The 25,827-nt window shown below is 70.0% G+C and carries 25 protein-coding genes; 12 read left to right on the top strand and 13 right to left on the bottom strand.

The window, feature by feature from the left end; genetic code table 11:
• The first annotated feature begins 53 nt into the window (after positions 1-53).
• A complete protein-coding gene (locus ACSFBC_RS22300; protein WP_435512524.1) occupies positions 54-998 on the top strand; it encodes a hydroxymethylglutaryl-CoA lyase in 945 nt (314 codons plus the stop codon).
• On the opposite strand, the gene ACSFBC_RS22295 is transcribed toward ACSFBC_RS22300, so the two are convergent.
• The 5 genes from ACSFBC_RS22295 to ACSFBC_RS22275 all read right to left on the bottom strand — a co-directional run bounded on the left by ACSFBC_RS22295 (position 980) and on the right by ACSFBC_RS22275 (position 6,645).
• Entirely contained in the window at positions 980-2,026 is a 1,047-nt protein-coding gene (locus tag ACSFBC_RS22295; RefSeq protein ID WP_435512523.1) for a YeiH family protein, read from the bottom strand. The genes ACSFBC_RS22300 and ACSFBC_RS22295 overlap by 19 nt on opposite strands.
• Positions 2,023-3,240 carry a cystathionine beta-lyase gene (gene metC, locus ACSFBC_RS22290; RefSeq protein WP_435512522.1) on the bottom strand — a complete coding sequence of 406 codons (1,218 nt, stop codon included), beginning with the start codon at positions 3,238-3,240 and terminating at the stop codon, positions 2,023-2,025. The genes ACSFBC_RS22295 and metC overlap by 4 nt, the downstream gene beginning before the upstream one ends.
• Positions 3,241-3,256: 16 nt before the next feature.
• A complete protein-coding gene (locus ACSFBC_RS22285; protein WP_435512705.1) occupies positions 3,257-4,198 on the bottom strand; it encodes a Bug family tripartite tricarboxylate transporter substrate binding protein in 942 nt (313 codons plus the stop codon).
• A gap of 139 nt (positions 4,199-4,337) precedes the next feature.
• Positions 4,338-5,918, bottom strand: a complete 1,581-nt coding sequence (locus ACSFBC_RS22280; RefSeq protein WP_435512521.1) for a rhodanese-like domain-containing protein — start codon at positions 5,916-5,918, stop codon at positions 4,338-4,340.
• A 124-nt stretch (positions 5,919-6,042) separates the two neighbouring features.
• The gene (locus ACSFBC_RS22275) at positions 6,043-6,645 is read right to left on the bottom strand and encodes a cysteine dioxygenase family protein (RefSeq protein ID WP_435512520.1); all 603 of its coding nucleotides are present in this window, start codon (positions 6,643-6,645) and stop codon (positions 6,043-6,045) included.
• Between the two features lie 115 nt (positions 6,646-6,760).
• Here ACSFBC_RS22275 and ACSFBC_RS22270 point away from each other — a divergent pair, with 115 nt between their 5' ends.
• Positions 6,761-7,639 carry a LysR substrate-binding domain-containing protein gene (locus ACSFBC_RS22270; protein ID WP_435512519.1) on the top strand — a complete coding sequence of 293 codons (879 nt, stop codon included), beginning with the start codon at positions 6,761-6,763 and terminating at the stop codon, positions 7,637-7,639.
• Positions 7,640-7,762: 123 nt separating this feature from the next.
• A complete protein-coding gene (locus ACSFBC_RS22265) occupies positions 7,763-8,947 on the top strand; it encodes a CaiB/BaiF CoA transferase family protein (protein WP_435512518.1) in 1,185 nt (394 codons plus the stop codon).
• Here the strand turns inward: ACSFBC_RS22265 and ACSFBC_RS22260 are convergent.
• From ACSFBC_RS22260 to ACSFBC_RS22250, 3 genes are read right to left on the bottom strand one after another with little or no spacing between them, the layout of a single operon-like run.
• Positions 8,944-9,927 (bottom strand): tripartite tricarboxylate transporter substrate binding protein, encoded by a 984-nt coding sequence (locus ACSFBC_RS22260; RefSeq protein WP_435512517.1) that lies wholly within the window; start codon positions 9,925-9,927, stop codon positions 8,944-8,946. The two genes, ACSFBC_RS22265 and ACSFBC_RS22260, sit on opposite strands and share 4 nt — an antisense overlap.
• A gap of 41 nt (positions 9,928-9,968) precedes the next feature.
• Positions 9,969-10,781: an alpha/beta fold hydrolase gene (locus tag ACSFBC_RS22255; protein ID WP_435512516.1), complete on the bottom strand. Its 813-nt coding sequence runs from the start codon at positions 10,779-10,781 to the stop codon at positions 9,969-9,971.
• Entirely contained in the window at positions 10,778-11,329 is a 552-nt protein-coding gene (locus ACSFBC_RS22250; protein WP_435512515.1) for a cupin domain-containing protein, read from the bottom strand. The genes ACSFBC_RS22255 and ACSFBC_RS22250 overlap by 4 nt, the downstream gene beginning before the upstream one ends.
• Before the next feature lie 169 nt (positions 11,330-11,498).
• On the opposite strand from ACSFBC_RS22250, the gene ACSFBC_RS22245 reads away from it, so the two are divergent.
• Positions 11,499-12,407, top strand: coding sequence for a LysR family transcriptional regulator (locus ACSFBC_RS22245; RefSeq protein ID WP_435512514.1), 909 nt, complete (start codon positions 11,499-11,501; stop codon positions 12,405-12,407).
• A gap of 18 nt (positions 12,408-12,425) precedes the next feature.
• Here ACSFBC_RS22245 and ACSFBC_RS22240 read toward each other — a convergent pair whose 3' ends face one another.
• From ACSFBC_RS22240 to ACSFBC_RS22225, 4 genes are read right to left on the bottom strand one after another with little or no spacing between them, the layout of a single operon-like run.
• On the bottom strand, positions 12,426-13,841 hold the full coding sequence (locus tag ACSFBC_RS22240; RefSeq protein WP_435512513.1) for an efflux transporter outer membrane subunit: 1,416 nt from the start codon (positions 13,839-13,841) through the stop codon (positions 12,426-12,428).
• Positions 13,838-14,956 (bottom strand): HlyD family secretion protein, encoded by a 1,119-nt coding sequence (locus ACSFBC_RS22235; RefSeq protein ID WP_435512512.1) that lies wholly within the window; start codon positions 14,954-14,956, stop codon positions 13,838-13,840. Before ACSFBC_RS22235 ends, ACSFBC_RS22240 begins: the two co-directional genes overlap by 4 nt.
• 10 nt (positions 14,957-14,966) lie before the next feature.
• On the bottom strand, positions 14,967-16,604 hold the full coding sequence (locus ACSFBC_RS22230) for an MFS transporter (protein ID WP_435512511.1): 1,638 nt from the start codon (positions 16,602-16,604) through the stop codon (positions 14,967-14,969).
• Positions 16,601-17,212 carry a TetR/AcrR family transcriptional regulator gene (locus ACSFBC_RS22225; protein WP_435512510.1) on the bottom strand — a complete coding sequence of 204 codons (612 nt, stop codon included), beginning with the start codon at positions 17,210-17,212 and terminating at the stop codon, positions 16,601-16,603. The genes ACSFBC_RS22230 and ACSFBC_RS22225 overlap by 4 nt, the downstream gene beginning before the upstream one ends.
• A 94-nt stretch (positions 17,213-17,306) precedes the next feature.
• Here ACSFBC_RS22225 and ACSFBC_RS22220 point away from each other — a divergent pair, with 94 nt between their 5' ends.
• Positions 17,307-18,230 carry a LysR family transcriptional regulator gene (locus ACSFBC_RS22220; RefSeq protein ID WP_435512509.1) on the top strand — a complete coding sequence of 308 codons (924 nt, stop codon included), beginning with the start codon at positions 17,307-17,309 and terminating at the stop codon, positions 18,228-18,230.
• Positions 18,231-18,281: 51 nt separating this feature from the next.
• A complete protein-coding gene (locus tag ACSFBC_RS22215) occupies positions 18,282-18,734 on the top strand; it encodes a DUF2214 family protein (protein WP_435512508.1) in 453 nt (150 codons plus the stop codon).
• 64 nt (positions 18,735-18,798) lie between these two features.
• Here ACSFBC_RS22215 and ACSFBC_RS22210 read toward each other — a convergent pair whose 3' ends face one another.
• On the bottom strand, positions 18,799-19,137 hold the full coding sequence (locus ACSFBC_RS22210; protein WP_435512507.1) for a hypothetical protein: 339 nt from the start codon (positions 19,135-19,137) through the stop codon (positions 18,799-18,801).
• 132 nt (positions 19,138-19,269) lie between these two features.
• Between ACSFBC_RS22210 and argS the strand changes: the two genes are divergently transcribed.
• From argS to ACSFBC_RS22180, 6 genes are all read left to right on the top strand, one after another.
• Positions 19,270-20,955 (top strand): arginine--tRNA ligase, encoded by a 1,686-nt coding sequence (argS, locus tag ACSFBC_RS22205; protein ID WP_435512506.1) that lies wholly within the window; start codon positions 19,270-19,272, stop codon positions 20,953-20,955.
• Positions 20,956-20,969: 14 nt separating this feature from the next.
• Positions 20,970-21,668, top strand: a complete 699-nt coding sequence (locus ACSFBC_RS22200; protein WP_435512505.1) for an SPOR domain-containing protein — start codon at positions 20,970-20,972, stop codon at positions 21,666-21,668.
• 108 nt (positions 21,669-21,776) lie between these two features.
• Positions 21,777-22,427: a thiol:disulfide interchange protein DsbA/DsbL gene (locus ACSFBC_RS22195; RefSeq protein WP_435512704.1), complete on the top strand. Its 651-nt coding sequence runs from the start codon at positions 21,777-21,779 to the stop codon at positions 22,425-22,427.
• 118 nt (positions 22,428-22,545) lie between these two features.
• Positions 22,546-23,238, top strand: coding sequence for a lipopolysaccharide transport periplasmic protein LptA (gene lptA / locus ACSFBC_RS22190; protein ID WP_435512504.1), 693 nt, complete (start codon positions 22,546-22,548; stop codon positions 23,236-23,238).
• A gap of 20 nt (positions 23,239-23,258) precedes the next feature.
• Positions 23,259-24,053, top strand: a complete 795-nt coding sequence (lptB, locus tag ACSFBC_RS22185; protein WP_435512703.1) for an LPS export ABC transporter ATP-binding protein — start codon at positions 23,259-23,261, stop codon at positions 24,051-24,053.
• A gap of 154 nt (positions 24,054-24,207) precedes the next feature.
• Positions 24,208-25,785 carry an RNA polymerase factor sigma-54 gene (locus ACSFBC_RS22180; protein ID WP_435512503.1) on the top strand — a complete coding sequence of 526 codons (1,578 nt, stop codon included), beginning with the start codon at positions 24,208-24,210 and terminating at the stop codon, positions 25,783-25,785.
• Positions 25,786-25,827: the final 42 nt, after the last annotated feature.

The following is a 25,827-nucleotide window of genomic DNA, read 5'->3' as shown; positions in this document are numbered from 1 at the left end:
ACCGGCGCGTGGCGACAATGCAGGCCTCTTCTCTCGAACGCCACGGATGTCCCATGCCCCAGCCTGAGGTGCTGATCAGCGAGGTCGGCCCTCGCGACGGACTGCAGTCCGTCCATGCCACGATGCCGACGGTCGACAAGCTGCGCTGGATCGATGCGCTGCACGCCGCCGGTGTGCGCGAGATCGAGGTCGCTTCCTTCGTGCCGGCGCGGCTGCTGCCGCAGATGGCCGATGCCGCCGAGGTGGTGCGCCATGCGATCACGCTGCCCGGCCTCACGGTGATGGCGCTGGTGCCCAACCTGCGGGGTGCCGAAGCCGCGTTGGCCGCGGGCGTGCACAAGCTCACCGTGCCGGTGTCGGCCAGCGAGGCGCATTCGCTGGCCAACGTGCGCAAGACGCGCGCACAGATGGTCGAGGAAGTGCGCGCCATTGCCGACCTGCGCCGCACCCTCGCGCCGCAGGTCGGCTTCGAGGCCGGCCTGTCGACCGCCTTCGGCTGCACGCTGCAGGGCGAGGTGCCGGAGGACGAGGTGATCCGTCTCGCGGTGCAATGCATCGAGGCCGGCGCCGACGAAGCCGGCCTGTCCGACACCGTGGGCTATGCCAACCCGGCCCAGGTGCGCCGGCTGTTCCGCCGGCTGCGCGCCGAACTCGGCCCCAAGGCCGGTGCCGCGCACATGCACAACACGCGCGGCCTGGGCCTGGCCAACTGCCTGGCGGCCTACGAAGAAGGCGTGCGCACCTTCGATGCCTCGCTCGGCGGCCTGGGCGGTTGTCCCTACGCGCCGGGCGCATCGGGCAACGTGGTCACCGAAGACCTGGTCTTCATGTTCGAGGCCATGGGCGTGCGCACCGGCATCGATCTGCGGAAGCTGATCGCGGCGCGCGCGCCGCTCATGGCCGGCCTGCCCGGCGAGCCGGTGTACGGCATGACGCCCGAGGCGGGCCTGCCCAAGGGCTTCGGCCCTGATGCGAGCGCTCAGGCCAGCGCCAGGTAGACCAACACGAGGCCGGCGAGCCACACGGTTTCGATCAGCATCAATGCCAGCGGCCGCCAGCCCAGGCCCATCAGCCGGGCCAGCGAGGTCTTCATGCCCAGGGCCGCGATCGCGACGACCAGGCAGACGCGCGACATGTCGCTCAACAGACGGCCGGCGGCCGCGGGCACGCCGCCCGCGCTGTTGAGCACGACCAGTGCGATGAAGCAGCCCAGGAACAGCGGGACCAGCGGCGGTCGGGGCGCCGGCTGCGACCCTGCCGGTCCCGCGCCGGCCGCCTGCAGGCCCTGACGCCGCCAGCACAGCGCCAGCACGGCCACCACCGGCACCAGCAGCAGCACGCGCAGCAGTTTGACGATGATTGCCGCTTCGGCCGCCTCCTGCGAGATCATCGCGCCGGCGCCGACCACCTGCGCCACGTCGTGGATGGTGCCGCCAAGGAAGATGCCCGCCGCCGCGTCGGGCAGGTCCAGCAGCCGCGCCAGCGGTGGATAGAACACCATCGCCAGCGTGGAGAGTGCCGTCACGCCGACCACGGTCAGCAGCATGTGGCGCTCGTTCTCCTCCGACTTGGGCATCACGGCCGACACCGCCAGCGCGGCCGAGGCGCCGCAGATGGAAACCGCAGCACCCGACAGCAGGCCGAAATCGGTCTTGAGTCCCATGCGCCGCGCCAGCCAGCCGCCCAGGCCGATGGTGCTCACGATGCCCGCGACGGCCACGCAGAAGGGCCCGAGCCCGAGCTGCGCCACCTGCCCCAGCGTGATGCGCGCGCCCAGCAGCGCCACGCCGACGCGCAGCACGGTGCGGGTGCAGAAGTCGATGCCGGGCCGGCAGCGGCCGTCGTCGTAGAGGAAATGCAGGGCCAGCCCGATCAGCAGCGCATACAGCAGCAGCGGGCCGCCGTAGTGCTCGGCCATGAAGGTGGCCGACAGCATCGCCATCGTCGCCACGGCAATGCCCGGCCAGAGCGTGCGGGCGCGCTCGAACCGGCGCTGCGCCGGCGCTGCGGCGGACAGCAGGGTCATCGGGCGCCCAGGCTGGCGCCCTGCATCGCGGCGAAGCCCGCGTCCAGGTCGGCCAGCAGGTCCGCCGGGTCTTCCAGTCCCACGTGCAGGCGGACCACCGGTCCGCGCCCCTGCCAGTCCGCGCGGCTGCGGGCGCGGGTCATGTCGACCAGGATGGCGAGGCTCTCGAAGCCACCCCAGGAAGCACCGATGCCGAACAGCGACAGGCTGTCCACCAGCCGTTCGGCCGCCAGCGACGAGATCTGCGGCTGCAGCTCGAAAGACAGCAGCCCGTTGGTGCCGTCGGCATCGCGCAGCCACAGCGCGTGGCCCGGATGCGTCGGCAGCGCGGGGCAGAACACGGTCGCGACTTCCGGCCGCGACTGCAGCCAGGCGGCGACCTGCAGCGCGTGGCGCTCGTGCATCTGCAGCCGCGCCGACAGGGTGCGCATGCCGCGCAGCACCAGCCAGGCATCGTCCGGGCTGACCGTCATGCCGAACGTGTCGCTGCGCCGCGCCAGCGGTTCCCAGGCCTCGCGTGTGGTGCACACGGTGCCCATCATCACGTCCGAGTGACCCGACAGGTACTTGGTCGCGGCCATGATGGAGATGTCGGCACCCAGGGCGAGCGGCCGGTACTGGCAGCCCGAGCCCCAGGTGTTGTCCGCCGCGAGCCAGGCGCCGTGCGCGTGGGCGAGCGCGGCCAGGCGGGGCACATCGCACATCTCGTAGACCAGCGAACCCGGGCATTCGGCGTAGACCATGCGCGTCGCGGGCGTGAGCAGTTCCGCCACGTCGCTGCCGTCGGCGCGGAAGAAGGTGCAGCCGATGCCGTAGGACGCGAGGAAGTCGTCCGCCAGCCTGCGCACGGGCTCGTAGACGCTGTCCGACATCAGCACGTGGTCGCCGGGCTTCAGGTAGGCCAGCAGCGTCATGCCGACGGCCGCCAGGCCGGTCGGGAACAGCCGGGTGCGAAAGCCGCCTTCGAGTTCGGTGACCGCATCCTCGAGCGCGAAGGTGGTCGGCGTGCCGCGCGCGCCGTAGGTGAACAGGCGCTCGTCGCCGCGGCGCGCCCGCATCTCGCGCTGCGCCGCGACGCTGTCGAACAGCACGGTGCTGGCGCGCACCAGTGGTGGGTTGACCGCGCTGCCGCCGGCATAGGCGGGCGCCTTGCCCGCGTGCAGCAGGCGGGTCTGCAAGCCCAGGCCGGGCGCTGTGGGGGACGGGGCATTCATGGTCGCTCGTGCCGGGTCAGTCGATCTTCGCGCCCGACAGCTTCACCACGCGCGCCCAGCGGACGATGTCCTGCTGCAGCTGGGCGGCAAAGGCGTCGGCCGTGCCGGCGACCACCTCGCTGCCGCCGTCGGTGATCAGCCGGCTGACATCGGGCATACGCAGCGTGCGCACCAGCGCTTCGTTGAGGTAAGCCACGCGTTCCGGCGGCGTGCCGGCGGGCGCGAAGAAGCCGTACCAGTCCTCGAAGCGGGTGTTCGGGTAGCCGAGTTCTTCCAGCGTCGGCACTTTCGCGAACACGCCGATGCGGCGCGGGCTGGTGACGGCGAGGGCGCGCATCTTGCCGTTCTGCAGCATGCCGGCGACCGATGCGGTGGAGCTCACGAGCACGTCCACCTGGCGGCCCAGCAGGTCCGTGATGGCCGGCCCCGCGCCCTTGTAGGGCACGTGCGTCATCTCGATGCCGCTGTCCTTGCCGAGCACCACGCCGACCAGGTGCGACAGGGTGCCGTTGCCGGGCGTCGCATAGGTCACGGTGCCCGGATGGCTCTTGGTGCGCGCCGCCAGATCGGCGAAGGTCTTGTACGGCGATTCGGCCGCCACCACCAGCGCCAGCGGCGCGGCGTTGATCTGGGTGATCGGCACGAAGTTCTTCAGCGGGTCGAAGCCGGCCGAGGCATAGAGGCTCGGGTTGACCGCCATCAGCGACACCTGGGCCGTGAGCACGGTGTAGCCATCCGCCTTGGCTTCGGCGACGGCCTTGGCGCCGATGTTGCCGCCCGCGCCGCCGCGGTTTTCCACCACCGCCGACTGGCCCGTCACCTCCGACAGCCGGGTGGTGACGAAGCGTGTGGTGCCGTCGTTGCCGCCGCCTGGCGGGAAGGGCGAGATGAAGCGGATCGGCTGCGACGGGAAGCCGTTGCGCTGCGGCAGCGGCTCGGCGGACGCGACAGGCAGCATGAAGGAGGCGGCGCAGCCAGCGATGGCCGCCCATTGCAGCAAGGACGGAAGACGAAGCACACGAAGCACGGAAGGCATGGCGAAACTCCTGAAAGTGGAAGAGACGGAGAGCGGGAAACGGGAATGGCGCAAGCGAGATCTAGGCCGATGCAGCCGGCAGCCGGAAGCCGGCGAGTTCGTCGGCGTCGAGCTGCGCGACCAGGCCGGTTTCCCAGGCCAGGTAGCGGCGCGCGGCCTCCTTGTTGCCGTCGTGCCGGTCGTGCACGAAGAACAGGTAGTCGATGCACTGCGCATCCGGCGGCGTGTCCGGGCTCGCGACCACGGGCCGTCCGCCTTCGCGCCAGGCCGCCATGCCGCCGTCGAGCAGCAGCGGCGCGGGGCGCCCGGCCGGCCATTCGGTGGCGGCCCACGCGGCGAGCGCCGGCGTGTCGGCGACCAGCACGACCGGTCGCGTCTCGTGCTGCAGCAGGGAGGCCAGCGCGGGCCGGATCGACCACCGCGCCTGCGGGATGTGCGCCGCACGGAAGGCCATGCCGGGGCGCAGGTCGACCAGCGCCACCTCGTCGCGGTGCAGGCGCGCGGCCAGGGTCGCAGCGTCGATGCCGGCCAGCGTCGGCGGCTGCGGCGCATCGGCCGGCGGGAACGCCAGGCCGCTGGCCAGCCCGCCCGCGAGCACGCTGGCATCGTGGCCCATCTGGCGCAGCCAGCTCGCCACCGTGGGCGCGCGCACACCGTCGTCGTCGATCAGCACCAGGCGTGCGCCGCGCACGCCGACGTACTGGTCGCCGGCCTGCATCAGCTGACCGCCCGGCGTGTGCTGTGCCGCCGGCAGGCTGCCCGCGGCGAACTCCTCGGGCGTGCGCACGTCGCACAGGAACAGCGTGCGCTGCGGGTCGGCGGCCCAGTCGCGGACGGTGGACGCATCCACCTGCGGCACGTCGAAGCGCCGCGCGAGCGCCTCGGCGGCCGGCTTCAGTGCGGGGCTGCCCGAGTCCACGGCGTAGCCCTGGGTACCGCCGTGTGCCAGCCGGTGGTCCGCGAGGTACCAGCCCTGCGTGCCGTTCTCCAGTGCGTAGACCGGGTTGGGCACGCCCAGGTTGATGAGCGTCTGCGCGCCGATGATGCTGCGCGTGCGTCCCGCGCAGTTGACGACGATGGGCATCGTGGCGTCGGGCACCAGCGTCGACACCCGCCAGGCCAGTTCGCCGTTGGGGCAGCAGGTGGCGCCCGGGATGTTCATCTTGTGGAACTCGGACAGCGGGCGGCCGTCGAGTACCGCCACGGGTTCGCCCTGCGCCAGCATCTGCGCCAGGCGGTCGGCCCCGATGCGGGGCGTGTGGTACGTCTGCTCGGCGAGTTCGCCGAAGGTCTTGGAGGGGAGGTTCACGCCCGCGAACAGAACGAAGCCCGCCGCCTTCCATGCGCGCGTGCCGCCTTCGAGCACCCGCACCTGGGTGTAGCCCAGTGCCTCCAGCCGCGCGGCGGCACGCTCGGCCACCTGGGGCGTGCTGTCGTCGCCCGCGTCGTAGACCACCAGGCGCACGCTGCGGCGCGGCACCAGCCGTGGCGCGTCGATCTCCAGCCGGCTGTAGGGCAGCGGCACCGCATAGAACAGGTGCGCTTCGCCGTACTGGCCATGCTCGCGCACGTCGAGCAGCGCGATCTCTTGCCCGTCGTGCAGCCAGGATTTCAGGGTGGAGGGGGACAGGTAGGTCGTCATGCGGAGAAGGGGCTGGGTGGGTGGGTGTGCGACCGGCGTGCGCGGTCGCTGCCGCCGCGGCACGGGGTGCCGTCGCAGCAGAGCTTGTGTGGAGGCGTGGACATGCGGCGGCCGCCGCGGCGGGCTAGCGGCGCGTCTGCACGCCGATGCCCATGGTCTGGCAGGTGCCGGCGTCCAGGTCGTAGCCGGTGCGCGCGTTCAGCGTTTCCAGCGCCCGGCCGTACATGTGGAGATGGCGGATCACCTGGTCGCCCTGGATTTCCACCGAATGGATGTCCTCGGGCATCAGCGCGATGCCGGTGCCGGGCGCGACGACCACGCACGCGGTCTCCCGCAGCCGGCCCACGCCGGGCACCGTGCCGTCGTCAAGCCGCTCGTAGACGCGGTTGTGTTCGGTGCCTTCGACCGCTGCGATGCAGGCCCAGGTCGTGTGGTTGTGCGGCACGATGCGCTTGCCGGGCCGCATCACGTTGAGATAGAGCGCGAAGCTCTGGTCGGCGTCCTCGGCGATCAGGTAGCGCGCCTGATGCTCGCCGGCCGCGGGCGCCTGGAAGCTGTCTTCCTGCCAAAGCGGCTTCCGCGCGGCGAGTTGCAGCAGCGCGTCCAGCACCGGGACCAGCGTGTCGCGGGTCGCCTCGCCGCCCCGCAGCGTGTCCTTCATTTGCGCGATGGCAGATTGCACCGCCTGCTGGCGTTCGTCGGCAAGGGAAGAGGGGGTCGCGGTCATGGAAATGGCTCCTTCGGAATTCGTGTCGGTTTGATTCGCCTGGACTTCACTTTAGTGACGACCGTCCGTTCGAACAATCCATCTGCGGCACGGAAAACATCAGTAAAGTTAATCAATGAGCACACTCGATCTCGAACTGCTGCGCGCGCTTGCCGCCATCGTGGCGCACGACGGCTTCGCCGCCGCGGCGGTGCATCTGGGCAAGACGCAGTCGGCCGTCACGCAGCAGATGCAGCGCCTGGAGGAGCAGATCGGCCATCCGCTGTTCGAGAAGCACGGCCGCAACAAGCGCCTCACCGACCATGGGCAGCGGCTGCTCGTCTACGCCCGCCACCTGCTGGCGATCAACGACGAGGCCCTGCGCAGCCTGCAGCAGGGTCAGCTCGAAGGCGTGCTGCGCATCGGCGCGCCGCACGACGTGGCCGACACCATGCTGCCGCTGCTGCTGACCGAGATCGCGCGCAACTCGCCCCTGCTGCAGCTCGACATCCACATCGGCCGCAGTCCCTTCCTCATGAAATCCATCCAGAGCGGCGAGCTCGACATGATCATCTCCAATCGCAGCGATCCGCAGCTCGAAGGCGTGGTGCTGCGGACCTCGCCGACCGTGTGGCTGTGCGGCGCAGGCTACCTGCACGATCCGGCCAAGCCGGTGCCGCTGATCATGGCGGACGGTCCGAGCATCTTTCGCCGCATCGGCCACGAGGCGCTGGACGCCGCCGGCATCGCCTGGACGCCGCGCTACACCTCCTCGAGCCTGATCGGCATCAAGGCCGCCCTGCGCGCAGGCCTGGGCGTGACGGCGCGCGGCGTCGAGCAGCTCGATGCCGGCCTGCGCGTGCTCGGGCCGGGCGACGGCATGCCGCGCCTGCCCGACCTCGTCTATTACCTCTACGTGCGCAGCCACGTCGTCAACCCGGTCACGCGCCAGGTCTTCGACACGCTGAAGAAGCACCTGGGGCTGCTGCGCTCCGACGTCCTGGCGCGACCCTGACGTTTGCGCTCCCAAGCATCAGCGCCCCTTATGGTTTTCATCCCTGTCAAGAGGGATGCCGCACGCCGCGCCGGCTGCCGATCGCCCCGAAAATAGCGCTTTTCCAGCGTCTCAGGCTCACCCATGTCCCATGCTCCACCCCTGCCCTATGCGGGCATCCGCGTCGTCGAATTCACCCACATGGTCATGGGCCCGACCTGCGGCATGCTGCTGGGCGACCTGGGCGCCGAGGTCATCAAGGTCGAGCCGATCGCCGGTGACGACACACGCCGATTGCTGGGCTCGGGCGCCGGCTTCTTTCCCACCTTCAACCGCAACAAGAAAAGCATCGCGCTCGACCTGAAGAAGCCCGAAGGCGTGGCGGCGGCGCTCAAGCTCATCGCCAGCGCCGACATCGTGAGCGAGAACTTCAAGCCCGGCACGATGAAGAAGCTGGACCTGGACTACGAGACGCTCAAGCAGCTCAACCCGCGCCTGATCTACGTGAGCCACAAGGGCTTCCTGCCCGGCCCCTACGACCACCGCACCGCGCTCGACGAAGTGGTGCAGATGATGGGCGGCCTGGCCTACATGACCGGACGCGCCGGTGACCCGCTGCGTGCGGGCACCAGCGTGAACGACATCATGGGCGGCATGTTCGGCGCCATCGGCGCCATGGCCGCACTGCGCCAGCGCGAACAGACCGGCGAAGGTTGCGAGGTGCAGTCGGCGCTGTTCGAGAACAACATCTTCCTGGTGGCCCAGCACATGATGCAGTTCGCCGCCACCGGCAAGGCCGCCGACCCGATGCCCAGCCGCATCTCGGCCTGGGGCATCTACGACGTGTTCACGGTGCAGGGCGGCGAGCAGATCTTCCTGGCCGTGGTGAGCGACAAGCAGTGGGCCATCTTCTGCAAGGCCTTCGGCCTCGCCGAGATGCACGCCGACCCGCGGCTCGCGACCAACAACGACCGCGTGCGCGCACGCGAATGGATGATGCCGATCCTGCGATCGCACCTGGCCTCGCGCAGCGCCGCTGAACTGAGTGCGGTGTTCGAGCACAACGAACTGCCCTTTGCGCCGATCGTCAAGCCGCAGGACCTGTTCGACGATCCGCACCTCAACGCGACCGGCGGCCTGGCCCCCGTGCGCATGAACGACGGCAGCGAATCGAAGGTGCCCCTGATGCCGTTCACGCTGGGCGGCCAGCGGCCCGGCATCCGGCTGCAGCCGCCGCTGCTCGGTGAGCACACCGACGCGCTGCTGCGCGAAGCGGGCTATGGGGATGCGGACATCGCTGCCCTGAAGGCCGGCGGTTCGGCGGCTTAGCTCTCGATGCGGATGTTGTTGGCCTTCGCGATCTTTCCCCACTTCGCGTATTCGTCGCGCGACACCTTGGCGAAAGCCTCGATCGAGTTGCCGACGGGCTGCAGCCCCAGGTCGATCAGCTTGCGCTGGACCTCGGGCAGGCCCAGCACCTTGACGATCTCGGTGTTGAAGCGCGCGACGATGTCCTTCGGCGTCGCCGCCGGCACGTAGAAGCCTTGCCAGCCGTCGCCGTCGTAGCCCGGCAGCAGCTCGGCCACGGCGGGAACGTCGGGCAGCGCCGTGCTGCGCTTCTTGCTGGTGACCGCCAGCGCGCGCAGCTTGCCGCTCTTGATCAGCGGGATCGCCGTCGTCGCCGGCTCGAAGGCGAGCGGCATCTGCCCGGCCATCACGTCGGACAGCGGGCTGCCCTTGTAGGGGACATGGACCATCTGGATGCCCGCCATGTTGTTCATCATCTCCATCACCACGTGCGGCCCGGAACCGATGCCCAGCGACCCGTAGTCGACCGAGCCGGGCTTGGCCTTGGCGCGGGCGATGAGGTCCTTCAGGCTGGCGTCGGGCTGGTTCGGCCCGGTGATCAGCACGTAGGGCACCAGCGCCACTTGCGTCACCGGCGCGAAATCGCGGAAGGTGTCATAGGGCAGCTTGGTGTAGACGTTGGGGTTGACGCCCATGATCGAATTGACCGTCATGAACAGCGTGTAGCCGTCGCCCGGGCTCTTGGCCGCGACCTCGGCGCCGATGATGCCGGCCGCGCCGGCGCGGTTGTCGATGACGATCGGCTGGCCCAGCGCGCGGCCGAGCGGCTCGCTGATGATGCGCGTCACCACGTCGGGCGACACGCCGGCCGCGAAGGGCACGATGACCTTGATCGGCCGGTCGGGCCACTGGCCCTGCGCGAACAGGGGCGTGGCCACGGCCGCTGCGGCAGCGGCACCGAAGTGGCCGAGGGCAGTGCGGCGGGAAAGGAGATGGGGCATGGGGTGCTCTCGTTGGGATCGTGGGGTGCTGTTCGGGGGACTCAGGCCAGCCAGGTGCGCATCGCGGCGATCAGGGGTTCTGCCGCGACGATGTGCGGGTAGTGCCCGCCGCTCGCCAGCGTCAGATGCCGCGCATCGGGATGGCGTGCCCGCACGCGCGCACGCACCTGTGGGGTGAGGGTCGGGTCGTCTTCGCAGTCGCACACCACGGTGTTGGCGATCCGGGGCACTGCCGCGTGCGCCGCCGCGTGCGCCACTTGCCGCAGCCGCTGGTGGAAGGCTTCGGCCGGCAGGCCGTGGTGCAGCATGTGCAATTGCACGGCGCGCAGCGGATCGTCCGGCCGCGCGGCCAACGCCGTGTGCCAGCGGTCGATCACCTCGGCGCTCGGCGCCGCGTCGAGCCAGGCGGCCTCGAAGAGCGGCGAGTGCGCCACGTCGGCGCCGTCCACGAAGGTGTTGCCGAGCCACAGCGCCACGACCTGCGCCGGGTACCGGGCGGCGAAGGTCTGCGCCCACCAGGCGCCGTACGACGAACCCCACAGCGCCACAGGGCCGGTCTCGAGGTGGCGCAGCAAGGCAGCGAGTCCGTCGGCCAGCTGCGCCGGGTCGAAGCCGCCCGGGTAGGTGACGGCGATCACGCGCCGCTCCGCATCGAAGGCTTCGGCCACGCGCCATGCCGTGCTGCCGTCGCCCAGGGCGCCCGGCAGCAGCACGAGCGGTTGCGCCGTGCCCGCACGGCCGTTGTCGCGGACTTGCCAGGGCGCGCCTTCGCCGTCGGTGAAATGCCGCAGCGGCGTGCGCGCGGCGTAAGCCCGCAGAGGCGCCGGCGCCGCGTAGGTGTCCGCTTCGGTCACGCCAGGTAGCCCTCTTCGCGCAGCGTCGTCTTGGCCTTCTCGGTGAAGTCGGCTTCCGGCGCGTTGCCGCCGATGACGAACATCAGGAAGTGGGTCTTGTCCGGCTCGCCGTGCGTCACGTTCTCGAAGCGACGGTTCACGCCCGGCGGGAAGGAGCAGATGTCCCAGGGGCCGACGTCGAAGTACTCGTCCTTGCCGTCGAGCTCCCACGAGCAGCGCCAGGTACCGGTCAGCGGCATGAAGGTCTCGTTGGTGTCGTGGTTGTGCATCATCGGCCCGTTGCCCGGCTTGGCTTCGCAGAAGCCGAGGTTGAAGCCCTCGCTGATGCGGATCGCGGCGTTCTCCGCGGCCTGCGCACCCACCGGCGACACCACGTCGGCGCCGCCCTTGCCGGCTGGCGGCTGGAAGCCCACCGCGTTGTACAGCTTGCGCATCGCGCTCGGGTAACGGCTGTCGGGCAGGCCGCCGTCGAAGCCCTTGAGGTCCTTGAAGTAGGCGACGCGCTTGCGCATCTCTTCGCGTGTGACGCGGATCTGGGGGATGGCCATCGGAATGTCTCTCTATGGAAGTGGAACGCAGCGGCCAAGTATTGGCAGTCGACCCTCCCGCGGCAATCGCGGCCCTCGATGACGGCCATCGGATTCGTGATGGAGGATGCGGGTTTTCCCGTTGCCGGATCGACCGCAGGGCGCTGCGGTCGCGGCAAGATGCGGTCCCATGAAGCTTCAGGACCTCGACCTCCACCTGCTGCGCGCCTTCGACGCGCTGCTGCGCGAGCGGCATGTCACCCGCGCGGCCGAACGCCTCGAGATGGGCCAGTCGTCGATGAGCGTGTCGCTCGCCAAGCTGCGCGACCTGTTCGGTGACGAACTGCTGATGCGCACCGGGACCGGCTGGATGCCGACCGAACTGGCGTTGCTGCTCTGGCCGCGGGTGCAGGAGGCCATCGCCGCGCTCGAGCGCGTGCTGGAGCCGCCGCGCTTCGATCCGGCCACCGCCGTCCAGACCTTCCGCCTGATCGTGATCGACTACATCGACCTGCTCATGATGCCGGCGGTGATGCGCCGGATCCGACGGGAAGCGCCGGGCGTCAAGCTGCACGTGCTGCAGACCAATCCCCACCATTTCGGCGAGATGATGGCCGCTGGCGAGCTGGACCTGGCCCTCACCTACTTTCCCGGCGCGCCCGACTACCTCAAGGGCTGCAAGCTGTTTTCCGACCGCTTCCTCGGCCTGTGCGCCAGCGACCACCCGGTGCTCGGCCAGACGCTCGACGTGGCGGGCTTCTGCGCGTTGCCGCACATGACGATCGAACCGGTGGCCGCGCAGATCTACAACGTGCAGATCGATGCGGCGCTCGAGCCCTACGGCCTGCGCCGCCGGGTGCAGATGATCAAACCCAGTTTCCTCGCGCTGCCCTTCGTGCTGGAAACCTCCGACATGGTGGCGAGCGTGCCGGCGCGCCTGGCACGCCGCATGACACGCATGGCCGCGGTCTCGCTGTTCGACCTGCCCCTGGAGTTGCCGCTGTTCGACGTGCGAATGCTGTGGCATCCGCGCACCGACCATTCGCCTGCCCACGAGTGGCTGCGCGAGTTGATGCGCGATTGCGCGCGCGAGGCCTGAAGCGCGCGGCGCGCGGCTTCACGGTGTGCGCTGCACGGCCTGCGCGCGATCCGCCGTCTGCCAGCCACCACCCAGCGCACGGTCGAGCGCGATGCGGGCGGCAAGCTGGTCCGCCCGCAGTTGCAGCGCCGTCTGCTGCGCGCTGAACAGGTTGCGCTGCGCATCGAGCTCGTCGAGGTGGGAGGCATAGCCCTCGCGGTAGCGGTTGCTCGCGACGCGCAGCGTCTCCTGCAGCGCCATGCGCTGGGCCTCGACCTCGACCGCCTGCCGCGCCAGTTCGTCGATCGCGGCCAGCTGGTCCTCGACCTCGCCGAAGGCGGTGAGCACGGTTTTCTCGTAAGCGGCCAGCGCCTGGTCGCGCCGTGCATCGGCTGCGCGCACGCCCGCGCGCAGCCTGCCCCCCTCGAACAAGGGGGCCAGCACGCTGCCGCCCAGGCTCCAGAGCTTGAACGGGTCGCCGGTGAGTGCGCTCGAGCTGATGCTGCCCAGCGTGGCCGACAGCCGGATCGACGGCAGCAGCTGCGCACGCGCCGCGGCGATCTGCGCATCGGTCGCGGCCAGTTGCGCCTCGGCGCTCGCGATGTCGGGGCGGCGGCGCAGCAGCTCCGAAGGCACGCCGATCGAGGGCAGCGCGGCCATGCGCAGCGCGGTCAGCGCCAGGCCGCGTGCCACGGGGGCGGGCGCGTCGCCCGTCAGCAGGCGCAGCGCATGTTCCTGGCGGCGGATGGCCAGGTCGAGCTGCGGCACGACGGCGGCGGTCGCGCGGTATTCGGCTTCGCTCTGCTGCGTTTCCAGCGCCGAGGTGTAGCCGCGCTGCTGGCGCGAGCGCGCGAGGTCCAGCGCCGACGCGCGCGCCGCCAGCGTCTGGCGCGCGACCTCGACGCGCGCATCGAGCGCGCGCAGGTTGACGTAGCCCGAAACCACCGTCGCGGCCACGCTCAGCGCGGCGCTGTCGCGGGCGGCGGCGCTGGCCTGCAGCTGCGCATCGGCGGCCTGGCCCAGCGCGTCGACGCGGCCCCAGAGGTCGGCTTCGTAGGCGGCCTGGAACTGCGGCTGCAGCACGGTCGACAGGTAGGGCTTGCCGGTGGCGGCGCTGATGCTGCGGCTGCGGTTGGCGCCGACGCCGAAGTCCAGCGTGGGCAGCGCGGCGGCCTGCTGCATGTCGCTGAGCGCGCGGGCTTCGGCCACGCGCGCGGCGGCGCTGCGCAGGTCGGTGTTACGGGCCAGTGCGCGTTCGACCAGACCGTCGAGCACAGGATCGCCGAGCGCGCGCCACCAGCCGGACTGCACGGTGGTGGCCGAGGTCGACAGCGTGCTCAGCTGCCATGCGTCGGGCACGTCGGCCGCGAGCGCATGCGAGGCCGGCACGCTGCCGCAGGCCTGCAGCAGGAGCGTCGCGCTCAGGGCCGCGGCGATGAGTGCGAGGCGTGTCACGGTGTGCTCCTCGGGGCGTCGCCCTGGGCCGAGCGCGTGTCGACGCTCACCACCACCGACATGCCCGGGCGCAGGCGTGCGCTCTGTGCCTGGTCCGGATCGACCTCGATGCGCACCGACAGCCGCTGCGGGATCTTGGTGAAGTTACCGGTTGCGTTGTCCTGCTTGATCACGCTGAACTCCGACCCGGTGGCCGGCGACAGGCGCTCGACATGCCCGGTCAGCGCTGCATCCGACAACGCATCGACATGAAAGCGCGCCACCTGGCCCGGCGCCATGCGCGCGGTCTGCGCTTCCTTGAAGTTCGCCACCACCCACACCTGCTGCGGCACCACCGCCACCAGCTGCGTGCCTGGCGTCACGTACTGGCCCAGCTTCACGCCGACCTCGCCCACGTGGCCGTCGCGCGGTGCGCGGATCTGCGTGTTGTCGAGATCGATCTCGGCCAGCCTGACCGCGGCGCGCGCCGATTCGACCGCTGCTTCCACTGCGCTGCGGTTGACCACCACGGTCTGCAGGTCCTGCGTGGCGACCGCCTGGCCGGCCTGCGCTTGCGCCGCGCCGGCCTCGGCCTGCTTGAGCGTGGCCTCGGCCTGGTGCAGCGCGGCCTCGGTCTGGTCGCGTTCGCGCTGCGACAGCGAGCCGTCCTGCGCCAGCGGCGTGGCGCGCCGCATGTCGGCCTGGGCGCGCGCAAGCTGCGCGCGGGCGTTGGCCTGCTGCGCCTTGGCGTTCGCGATCTGCGCCTGCGTGTTGCCGATCGCGGCCTCGCGTGAGCGGCGCGCCTGCACGGTGTTGGCCAGGTTGGCTTCCTGCGCGGCCAGCGCGCTGCGGGCCTGCTCGAGCTTCTGGCGGTAGATGCGGTCGTCCAGCTTCACCAGCACCTGGCCGGCCTGCACCGCCATGTAGTCCTGGATCAGCACCTCGGCCACATAGCCGTCGACCTTGGGCGCGACGAGGGTCACCATGCCGCGCACGTAGGCGTTCTCGGTGGTCTCGGTGCCGGTGCGGAAGGGCGGCAGGCGCCAGGCGTAGAGCACCAGGCCCAGGCAGAGCAGGGTGGCGGCGAGCACGATCCAGGTGCTGCGCGAACGGAGAGTCTTGGAAGCGAAGGACATGATGAGGCGATCAGGAAGAGACAGGAGCGAGCGGCGCGGCCGGTGCCGTGTTGCGGGCGCGGTGCCAGCGGTGCGTCTTGACGCCCGCGAAGACGAGGAAGCCCAGCGTGGAGACCAGCGCCACGGTGTGGAACAGGTCGTTGTAGGCCATGACATAGGACTGCTGCGTGACCTGCTGGCCCAGCAGCGTGAGCGCCTGGTTGGCGCGCGCGGCGCTGTCGTTGAGCGTCGAGGCGTAGGCGCCGCCGAGCTGCGTGAGCCGCTGCACCACCTGCGGGTCGGTCAGCGTCAGGTGCTCGACCAGCTGGGCGTAGTGCAGCCGCTGGCGTTCGGCCAGCAGCGTCGACAGCCAGGCCTGGCCGACCAGGCCGGCCAATGCCTGGCCGCCGCTAAAGATGGCGATGAAGCTCACGAGGTTCTTCATGCCGCCCGCGATCACATGCAGGAAGCCCTGCAGCATGGCCGAGGCCAGGAACATCGAACTGGCCGCGGCCAGCAGCGTCTGCGAGAGGTACAGGTCGTGCGGACGCGTGAGCACGGTCGAGCGCCCGTCCATGACGGCCGCCACCATGATCAGCACCAGCGCGATGTCGCCCAGCACGTCGAAGCGCTTCGACGGGATCGCCAGCGCGGCCGCGAGGAAGCCGACCACCGTGCCCACCGTGACCCAGGCGAACAGCACGTGCATCTGGTCGTTGGTGAAGCCCAGCGTGTTCATCAGGCCGACTGCGCCCACGGTCTGTTCCGACAGCACGATGCGGAACAGCAGGATCGCGCCCATGAAGCGCAGCATGAAGGGCGTGCCCAGCCAGTGCAGGTCGATCAGCGGCTTCTCGCGCTGCAGCTCGATCGCCATGTAGAGCCCGAAGCACACCACCGAGCCGGCCAGGCACAGACCGAGCCAGGGCGTGTCGCTCCACCAGTGCAGCCGGCCCTGCGTCAGCACCACGCACAGCAGCGCCAGTGCCACGGCGTAGAGCGTGAAGACGATGCCGTCCCCCTTGGCGAACATCTGCTGCGTGGGCATCGGCTTGAGCCGCACCACGTTGATCGCGGCGAAGCACAGGATGGCCAGGCCGGCGTCGATGAAGTGCAGGCCGTGCCACTGGCCGATCTGCAGCAGGTCCTCGGAAATGATGCGTGACAGCGGCGCCCCGATCTGCAGCCCGGCGAAACCGACCACCAGCGCGACGACCGCCTTGGGCGCGGGAAAGGCCTGCACCATGTAGAGCACCGCCAGGCTGCTGATCGGCGCGGCGGCCAGGCCCAGCGCGGCGCGCACCAGGATGGCCGAGCCCAGGTGCTGCGCGAACAGGTGCGACACCGCCAGCAGCAGGTAGAGCGGGATCACGATGTCGACGAAGCGGCGCAGCCCGTACTGGTAGCGCACCTTGGTCAGCAGCAGCGAGGCCGTGATGTTGGTGGCGAAGTAGGCGGTGGTGAGCCAGCTCGCCTCGGTGGCCGTGGCGCCGAGCGCGCCCTGGATGCCGGTCAGGTTCGAATTGACCAGGTTCACGCCCAGCCCCTGCGTGAGCGCGAGCAGCAGCGATACCGCGCCGAAGGCGACGCCTTCGCGCACGCTGTAGGGCGCGGCCTCGGGCGCGGCCGGCGCGGGTGCCGCTGCGGTGACGACGGCCTGCTCGCTCACTTCGCCATGTCCTTGTCGGGCGCGCGCGTCAACGGCAGCACCAGGCCGTCGATGAAGCGCGCGATCGAGGCGCGGCTGACCTTCTGGTTGCGCGTGTTGTAGCGGTACAGGATCATGGCCGGCACCAGGTCGAGCAGCATGTCCATGTCTTCCGGCGCCGCGATCTCGCCGCGCGCGACCGCGCGCTCGACCAGCGCGCGCACCTTGGCGCGGCGCGCCGTGAGCCGTTCGGGCGTGACCTTCTCGGTCCAGGCCATGTGCTGGCGCACGTTGCCCAGCATCTCCTGCACGGCGGCCTGCATCACGTGGTTGCCCAGGCCGTAGTAGTGCTCGTAGACCTTGGCCAGGTCGCCGCGAAGCGAGCCGGTGTCGACCTCGACGTCGATCGGCGAATGCAGCGTGAGCGCGTCGGCCAGCAGTTCGTCCTTGGACTTCCAGCGCCGGTAGAGCGAAGCCTTGCCCGCGCCCGCGCGCTGCGCCACCGCGTCCATGGTCACGGCATGGATGCCGGACTCGCCCAGGATCTCCATGGCGGCGCGCAGGATGGTCGCGTCGAGCGCGGCATCGCGCGGGCGGCCGGGGGTGGGCAGGGGTGTGTCGGTGGTCATGAATATAACGGAACGAGATAGTTTCGAAACTTGATTGTATCGAAACATCGGATTTCCTGCTGGCGGGCGGCCGCGCTCCCCATAATCGCCACCGATGGACCGCCTCACCCAACTCGAATCCTTTGTCTCGGTCGCGACCCGCGGCAGCCTTACCGCGGCCGCCAAGGCTGAGGGCGTGGCGCCGGCGATCATCGGACGGCGCATCGATGCGCTGGAGGAGCGGCTGGGCGTCAAGCTGCTGCTGCGCACCACGCGCCGCCTCACGCTGACCCACGAAGGCAGCGCCTTCCTCGAGGACTGCCAGCGCCTGCTGGCGGAGTTCGCCAACGCCGAGGCCAGCGTCAGCGCGGGCGGCGTCAAGGCCAGCGGCCACCTGCGGGTCACGGCGCCGGCCGGCTTCGGGCGCCGGCACGTCGCGCCGCTGGTGCCGCGCTTCCACGCGCTGCACCCGGAGGTCACGATCTCGCTCAACCTGAGCGACCGGGTGGTCGACGTCGCGGGGGAGAGCTTCGACTGCGCGGTGCGCGTGGGCGACCTGCCCGACTCCTCGCTGGTGAGCCTGCGCCTGGCCGACAACCGTCGGCGCTGCGTGGCCACGCCCGAGTTCCTGCGCCGCCACGGCACGCCGCGCCATCCGTCGGAGCTGGCGCGCTTCGCCTGCCTGACCTTGTCGAGCGACGCCTCGCAGACCCGCGGCTGGGCATTTCGGGTGACGTCGGCCCAGGGCGAGACCGAGACCGTCCACATGAAGCCGACCGGCCCGCTCGACTGTTCCGACGGCCAGGTGCTGCACGACTGGTGCCTGGCCGGGCACGGCATCGCCTGGCGCAGCGGCTGGGAGATCGAAGCCGAGGTCGAGGCCGGGCTGCTGGTGCCGCTGCTCGACGAATTCGCGGCGCCGCCCAACGGCATCTACGCAGTGTTTCCCCAGCGCAAGCACCTGGCGCTGCGGGTGCGGCTGTGGCTGGATTTTCTCAAGGCCGAGTACGGCCGGCCCGAGTTTTGGGCAGCTGGATGACGGCACAATCGGCCGCACCCCTCACACGCCCCTTCAAGAAGAGAGCCATCGATGACCTTCGAAGCCATCCTCGCCTACCTGCACCTGCTGGCCATCCTCACGATGGTCGTGTTCATCTCCAGTGAAGCCGCGCTGTGCCGCGTGCAGTGGCTCAACGCCGCCGTGGTCGAGCGCCTGGCCACGGTGGACCGGGTCTACGGCATCGCGGCGGTCGCGGTGCTGGCCACCGGCATCGCCCGCACGGTGCTGGGCGTGAAGGGCACGGCCTGGTACTGGACCAACCCGCTGCTGCACGTGAAGCTCACGCTGTTCATCGTGGTCGGCCTGATCTCGATCTTCCCGACGCTCACCTACCTGCGCTGGCGCAAGGCGCTGCGCACGACCGGCGCGCTGCCGGCCGCCGCCGAGGTCACGAAGACCCGCAAACTGGTGATGGTGCAGGCGCACCTGATCGCCGTGATCCCGTTGTTCGCCGTCTTCCTGGCGCGCGGTTTCGGGAAGTAAGCGGCCATGAAAAAGGCCCGCACGCAGCGGGCCTCCTGTTCGCATCTGCCCGCGTCGTGCGGCGTCAGCCCTTGGCGGCGTCCGCCTCGCACTTCTTGACGAAGCTGTTCTTCGCGGCGCCGGCCAGTGCCTTGCCGTTCTTGTCGATGGCCTTGGCGGCGCAGGCGGGTGCCGAGGCGGCCTTGGCGTCCTTTTCACACTTTTTGACAAAGCTGTTCTTGGCGGCGCCGGCCAGCGCCTTGCCGTTCTTGTCGATGGCCTTGGCGTCGCAGCTGGCGCTGGCGGCGGCTGCGGCGGCGGGCGCGGCTGCCGGTGCGGCAGCCTTGTCCTGCGCATGGGCGCCGAACGAGAGGCAGGCGCCCAGTGCGATGGTGGAAGCGACCAGGGAAAGGAGCTTTTTCATGAGGGGATACGTCCTTGCAAGGTTGGTTGTGACCCGTGCCCCACCCTGGGGCCGACCATCCTAACGGGCGACGGCAACGATTGGATGACGATCGTCTCCGGCGCTCGGGTTTGCCCCCGGTAAAATCCGGCGATGCTATTGGTCAAACAGGAGCTGCTCGCGGCGCTCGCGAACACGCTCGAATCCTTTTCCCCCGGTGCCGGTGCCAAGGCGATCTTCGAATCGCCCAAGGTCGCGGCGCACGGCGATTTCGCCAGCACGGCGGCGATGCAGCTCGCCAAGCCCCTGGGGCGCAAGCCCCGCGAGCTCGCCGAGGCGCTCAGCGCCGCGCTGCTCGCCACGCCGGCCTTCGGCCAGTGGGTCGATGCGGTCGAGATCGCCGGCCCGGGCTTCCTCAACATCCGGCTCAAGACGACCGCCAAGCAGCAGATCGTGCGCGAGGTGCTGGCCGCGGGCGGGGCCTTCGGCCGCCAGCCGGCGCGCGGCGAACGCGTGCTGGTCGAGTTCGTCTCGGCCAACCCGACCGGCCCGCTGCACGTCGGCCACGGCCGCCAGGCGGCGCTGGGCGACGCCATCTGCAGCCTGCTCTCGACGCAGGGCGCGGACGTCTACCGCGAGTTCTATTACAACGACGCCGGCGTGCAGATCCAGACGCTGGCCCACAGCACCCAACTGCGGCTGCAGGGTTTCAAGCCCGGCGACGCCGAATGGCCGAGCGGCGAGAAGGCCGCGGCGTACAACGGCGACTACATCGCCGACATCGCCGAGGACTTCAAGGCGAAGAAGACCGTCAGCGCCGACGATCGCGCCTACACGGCCAGCGGCGACGTCGAGGACCTGGACTCGATCCGCCAGTTCGCCGTGGCCTACCTGCGCCGCGAGCAGGACCTGGACCTCCAGGCCTTCCAGGTGAAGTTCGACAACTACTACCTGGAGTCCAGCCTCTACACCAGCGGCCGCGTGGCCGCCACGGTGCAGAAGCTGATCGACGCCGGCAAGACCTACGAACTCGACGGCGCGCTGTGGCTCAAGTCCACCGAGTACGGCGACGACAAGGACCGCGTCATGCGCAAGCAGGACGGCACGTACACCTACTTCGTGCCCGACGTGGCCTATCACATCGCCAAGTGGGAGCGCGGCTTCCACACGGTCGTGAACATCCAGGGCACCGACCACCACGGCACGATCGCGCGGGTGCGGGCGGGGCTGCAGGCGGCCGGTGTCGGCATCCCGGCCGGCTACCCCGACTACGTGCTCCACACCATGGTGCGCGTGGTCAAGGGCGGCGAAGAGGTCAAGATCAGCAAGCGCGCGGGCAGCTACGTCACGCTGCGCGACCTGATCGAATGGACCAGCACCGACGCGGTGCGCTTCTTCCTGCTGTCGCGCAAGCCCGACACCGAATACACCTTCGACATCGACCTCGCGGTGGCGAAGAACAACGACAACCCGGTCTACTACGTGCAGTACGCGCATGCGCGCATCTGCTCGGTGCTGGCGGCCTGGGGGGGCGACGTGGCCACGCTGCAGGGCGTCGATCTGTCGGCGCTCGAGAGCCCGGCCGCGCAGGCGCTGATGCTGCTGCTGGCCAGGTACCCGGCCATGCTGACGGCCGCGGCCGCCGATTTCGCGCCGCACGACGTAACCTTCTACCTGCGCGAGCTGGCGGCCAGCTACCACAGCTACTACGACGCCGAACGCATTCTGGTCGACGACGAGGCGGTCAAGCAGGCGCGGCTGGCGCTGGTCGCCGCCACGGCGCAGGTGCTGCACAATGGCCTCGCGGTGCTCGGCGTCAGTGCGCCGCGCAAGATGTGAACCCTTCCTCACCCATGAAAACAAGACAACGCGGCAACACGGCCATCGGCCTGATCATCGGCATCGTGCTGGGACTCGGCGTGGCGCTCGGCATCGCGGTCTACGTGACCAAGGTGCCGATCCCGTTCATGACCAAGACCCAGCGCGGCGGTGCCGAGCAGGACGAGGCCGAGGCGCGCAAGAACCGCGACTGGAACCCGAACGCGCCGCTGTCGGGCAAGCCGGCGGCACGTCCGGCCGCGCCGCCCGAGACTTCGCAGCCGGCGTCGGCCGGCCCGCTCAATCCGCCCTCGACCGGCCCGGTGCCGGTGGTGGTCGCGCCAGATGCCTCCGGCACCACGCAGCCGGCCAAGCCGCGCACGGTGTCGCCGGCCGAGGTCGGCAAGCCCGCGGCGTCGGCCGATCCGCTGGGCGACCTGGCCCGCGCACGTGCCGGCGCGGTCGGCACGGTCGGCACGGTGACGGAGGGGCCCGATCCCTTCGTCTACTTCGTGCAGGCGGGCGCCTTCCGCACCACCGAGGACGCCGAGGCCCAGCGCGCGAAGATGTCGCTGATGGGCGTGGAAGCCCGGATCACCGAGCGCGAACAGGCCGGCCGCACGGTATTCCGTGTGCGTGCCGGGCCTTTCAACAAGAAGGATGATGCCGACCGGCTGAAGTCGCGCCTGGACGGCGGCGGCTTCGAATCCAACCTCGTGCGCGTCCAACGATAGGCGCAGGGCTGCGGCCCGCGGCGATGTCGCGCATCCCTCGATTTCTTCGGTGCGGGAACTCCGCACCGGTCTCGCGGCTCAGTCAGCCGCACTGGAGAACCTTTGATGATGAAACGCCGTGACTTTTCGCTGACCGCCGCTTCGGTGGCATTGCTTCCCTTCGCCGCCACCGGCGTGCAGGCCCAGGGCCGCGCACCCAAGGCCGGCACCGACTACATCGTGCTGGGCAAACGGGCGCCGGTCGACACGCCCGCCGGCAAGGTCGAGGTGGTCGAGTTCTTCTCGTACAACTGCCCGCACTGCGCCGCCTTCGAGCCGCGCCTGGAGACCTGGGTCAAGCAATTGCCGGCCGACGTGGTCTTCCGCCGCATCCCGGTGCCTTTCGTGGGCAACGACACCGAGCCCAAGCAGCGCCTCTACTACACGCTCGAAGCCATGGGCAAGGTGGACGAGTTCCAGATGAAGGTGTTCCAGGCCCTCCACCAGCAGCGCCAGCCGCTGTTCGGCGATGCCGCGATCTTGGCCTGGTTCGAGAAGCAGCCGGGCTTCGATGCCAAGAAGTTCGCCGATCTGTACAAGTCCTTCTCGGTGGCCGGCAAGGCCAAGCGCGCCACCCAGTTCACGGCCGACTACCAGGTCGCGGGCGTGCCCGCACTGGGCGTGGCGGGCCGCTGGTACATCGACGGTGACACCGCCGGTTCGCTGGACCGTGCGCTGGAAGTCACCAACGTGCTGATCGCCGAAGCGCGCAAGTCATAAAGCGCCGCGGCCTGTGCGGCTTCTCCCGGAATCAGCCCGCCTCGGCGGGCTTTTTCGTCTGCGCAACCGATGCGGTGCCCCGTGCCGCATACAATGATCGAGCAAGTTTCGTGCCTCTATGACCTCGCGCTCCAACTCCCCACTCCTCTCCCTCCTGCGCGCCGGCGCTGCCGTGCTGATGCTGGCCTGCGCCACGGTGCCGGCCCTGGCCGAGAAGGCCGATCGCAGCAAGCCCATGAACATCGAAGCCGATGCCATGCGCTACGACGACCTCCAGCAGACCAGCGTGTTCACCGGCAACGTGGTGGTGACCAAGGGCACCATCCTGATCCGCGGCGCGCGCATCGACGTGCGCCAGGACCCCGAGGGCTACCAGTACGGCGTGGTCACGGCGGCGCCGGGCAAGCGGGCCTACTACAAGCAGAAGCGTGACACGCCCGGCGACGAGTGGACCGAAGGCGAAGGCGAGGTGATCGAATACGACAGCCGCGCCGACAACGTGAAGTTCATCCGCCGCGCGGTCATGCGCCGCCTGATCGGCTCCACCCCCAACGACGAGAGCAGCGGCGAGCTGATCGTCTACGACCAGGGCAGGGACACCTTCACCGTCAATGGCGCGAGCGCGGCGCCCGGCGCCAGCGTGACCGCGGGCGCGCCGGGCAGCCGGGTCCGGACCATCCTCACGCCCAGGGCCGCGGCGTCCGGGGCGGCCAATCCGTCGGCCGCGCCGGCATCGCCAGCCACCCCGACGCCCGCGCCGGGCCGTGGCCTGCGGCCGAGCACCACGCTCGACGGGGGACCGCGCCCGTGACGGACGGCAGCCTGAACACCGTGCGCTCGGGACTCGGTGCAACCGACGCGGCCGAGCCCCAGGGCAGTCGCTTGCAGGTGCGCGGCCTGCAGAAACGCTACGGCAGCCGCCAGGTCGTCAAGGACGTTTCGCTGGACGTGCAGAAGGGCGAAGTGGTGGGTCTGCTCGGCCCCAACGGTGCCGGCAAGACCACTTCGTTCTACATGATCGTCGGGCTGGTGCGCGCCGATGCGGGCGAGATCAGCATCGACGGCGAACCGATCGCGCACATGCCGATCCACCGCCGCGCACGCATGGGGCTGTCGTACCTGCCGCAGGAAGCCTCGATCTTCCGCAAGCTCACGGTCCAGGAAAACGTGCGGGCCGTGCTCGAACTGCAACTCGAGCCCGACGCCAAGGGCAAGCTGGTGCCCTTGTCCTCTGCGCGCGTCGAGCAGCGCCTGAACGAACTGCTGGCGGAATTGCGGGTCGACCATCTGCGCGATTCGCCTGCGCTGGCGCTGTCGGGCGGTGAACGCCGCCGCGTCGAGATCGCCCGCGCGCTGGCCACGCAGCCGCGCTTCATCCTGCTGGACGAACCCTTCGCCGGCATCGATCCGATCGCCGTGATCGAGATCCAGCGCATCGTGAGCTTCCTCAAGAGCCGCGGCATCGGCGTGCTCATCACCGATCACAACGTGCGCGAGACCCTGGGCATCTGCGATCACGCGTTCATCATCAGCGACGGGCATGTGCTGGCACAAGGCACGCCTTCGGAGATCGTCGACAACGCCGAGGTACGCCGCGTGTACTTAGGCGAGCATTTCCGGATGTGATCGTGCGGCGAGGGTTAAGCACGAACGTGGCCGTCATCCACGCGGAACGCCTTCGCGGGGGCCGCCGCGCACGGCCGCCCGAAGCGGCCGGCCCGTCCCATGTAGGGGGTTGGCGCAGCGCGCAGCGCGCAGCCTGGGGGGGGGCCATCTTTTCATGAAGCAAGGCCTTTCGCTGCGCGTCTCGCAGCATCTCGCGCTCACGCCCCAACTCCAGCAGTCGATCCGGCTGCTGCAGCTGTCCACGCTCGAGCTGAGTCAGGAAGTCGAGCAGATGCTCGACGAGAACCCCTTCCTGGAACGCACGGCCGAAGAAGCGGCACGCGAAGAGTTCGGCGTCGATGCCGCCGATGCGCCACCGCCGCGCGATGACGAGTTCACGCCCGGCCCTTCCGCGACGAGCGCCACCGACAGCACCAGCAGCGCCGCCGCCGAGGCCGACGCGCCGGCCGTCGATGCGACCGAAGCCGCCCCCGACTGGGAAGGCGACGGCACCGTCGAGATGGCGCCCGACGACAGCGAGTGGGGCGGCGATGCCCCGGCCAGCAGCAACAACCTCGGCCCCAACGACGGCAGCGACCGCGCCGATGCGACCGAGCTGGCGCGCAGCCAGGAATCGCTGCAGTCCTTCCTGCACCGCCAGGCGCTGAGCCTGCGCCTCAACGAGAGCGACCGCGCCGCATTGCGCTTCCTGATCGAGTCGCTCAACGACGACGGCTACCTCGAGGATTCGCTGCCGGCACTGGCGTCGGGCCTGGCGGGCGACGACAACGACGAATTCGACGGCCTGGTGCATCACTTCCAGGTGGCGCTGGGCCTGCTGCAGAGCCTGGAACCGGTCGGCGTGGGTGCGCGCGACCTCGGCGAGTGCCTGGCGATCCAGCTGCGGGCACTGGCCGTGCCGAACGAACCCGACGCGCTCAAGCAGGTGCGCAAGACCGCCATCGCGATCTGCAAGCAGTCGATGGAGCTGCTGGCGCGGCGTGACTTCAAGCGCCTGGCCACGCTCACGCGCAGCAACGAGGACGAAGTGCGCAGCGCGCTGCAGCTGATCGCCACGCTGGAGCCCAAGCCGGGCCGGCGCTTCGTCGACGTCGAGCGCAACATCGTGGTGCCCGACGTCATCGTGACCCGCAGCGGGCAGGGCGCGAACATCAAGTTCCGCGTGATGCTCAACCCCGACGTGATGCCGCGCCTGCGCGTGCACGACATCTATGCCGGCGCGCTCAAGTCGCACAAGGGCGAGGGCAGCCAGGCCCTGTCGCAGCGGCTGCAGGAGGCGCGCTGGTTCATCAAGAACATCCAGCAGCGCTTCGACACCATCCTGCGCGTGAGCAGCGCCATCGTCGAGCGGCAGAAGAGCTACTTCGTGCACGGCGAACTGGCGATGCGCCCGCTGGTGCTGCGTGAGATCGCCGACGAGCTGGGCCTGCACGAATCCACCATCAGCCGCGTCACCACCGCCAAGTACATGGCGACGCCCTATGGCACGGTCGAACTCAAGTACTTCTTCGGCTCGGCGCTGGGCACCGAGACCGGCGGCAACGCATCGAGCACCGCGGTGCGCGCGCTGATCAAGCAATTCGTCAGCTCCGAGAGCATCAAGAAGCCGCTGTCGGACAGCCAGATTTCCGAGATGCTCAAGGAACAGGGCATCGAGTGCGCACGCCGCACCGTGGCCAAGTACCGCGAGGCGCTGCGCATCGCGCCGGCCAGCCTGCGCAAGGCGCTCTGAGCGCAAAGCAGCACGTGCCGCGCCAGCGGCGACAATCGACGG

It is taken from the genome of Variovorax frigidus, assembly GCF_051216515.1.
Classification (GTDB): Bacteria; Pseudomonadota; Gammaproteobacteria; order Burkholderiales; family Burkholderiaceae_C; genus Variovorax.
Note: the sequence above shows the minus strand (reverse complement) of the source record. Positions and strands in the feature narration are given on the sequence as shown.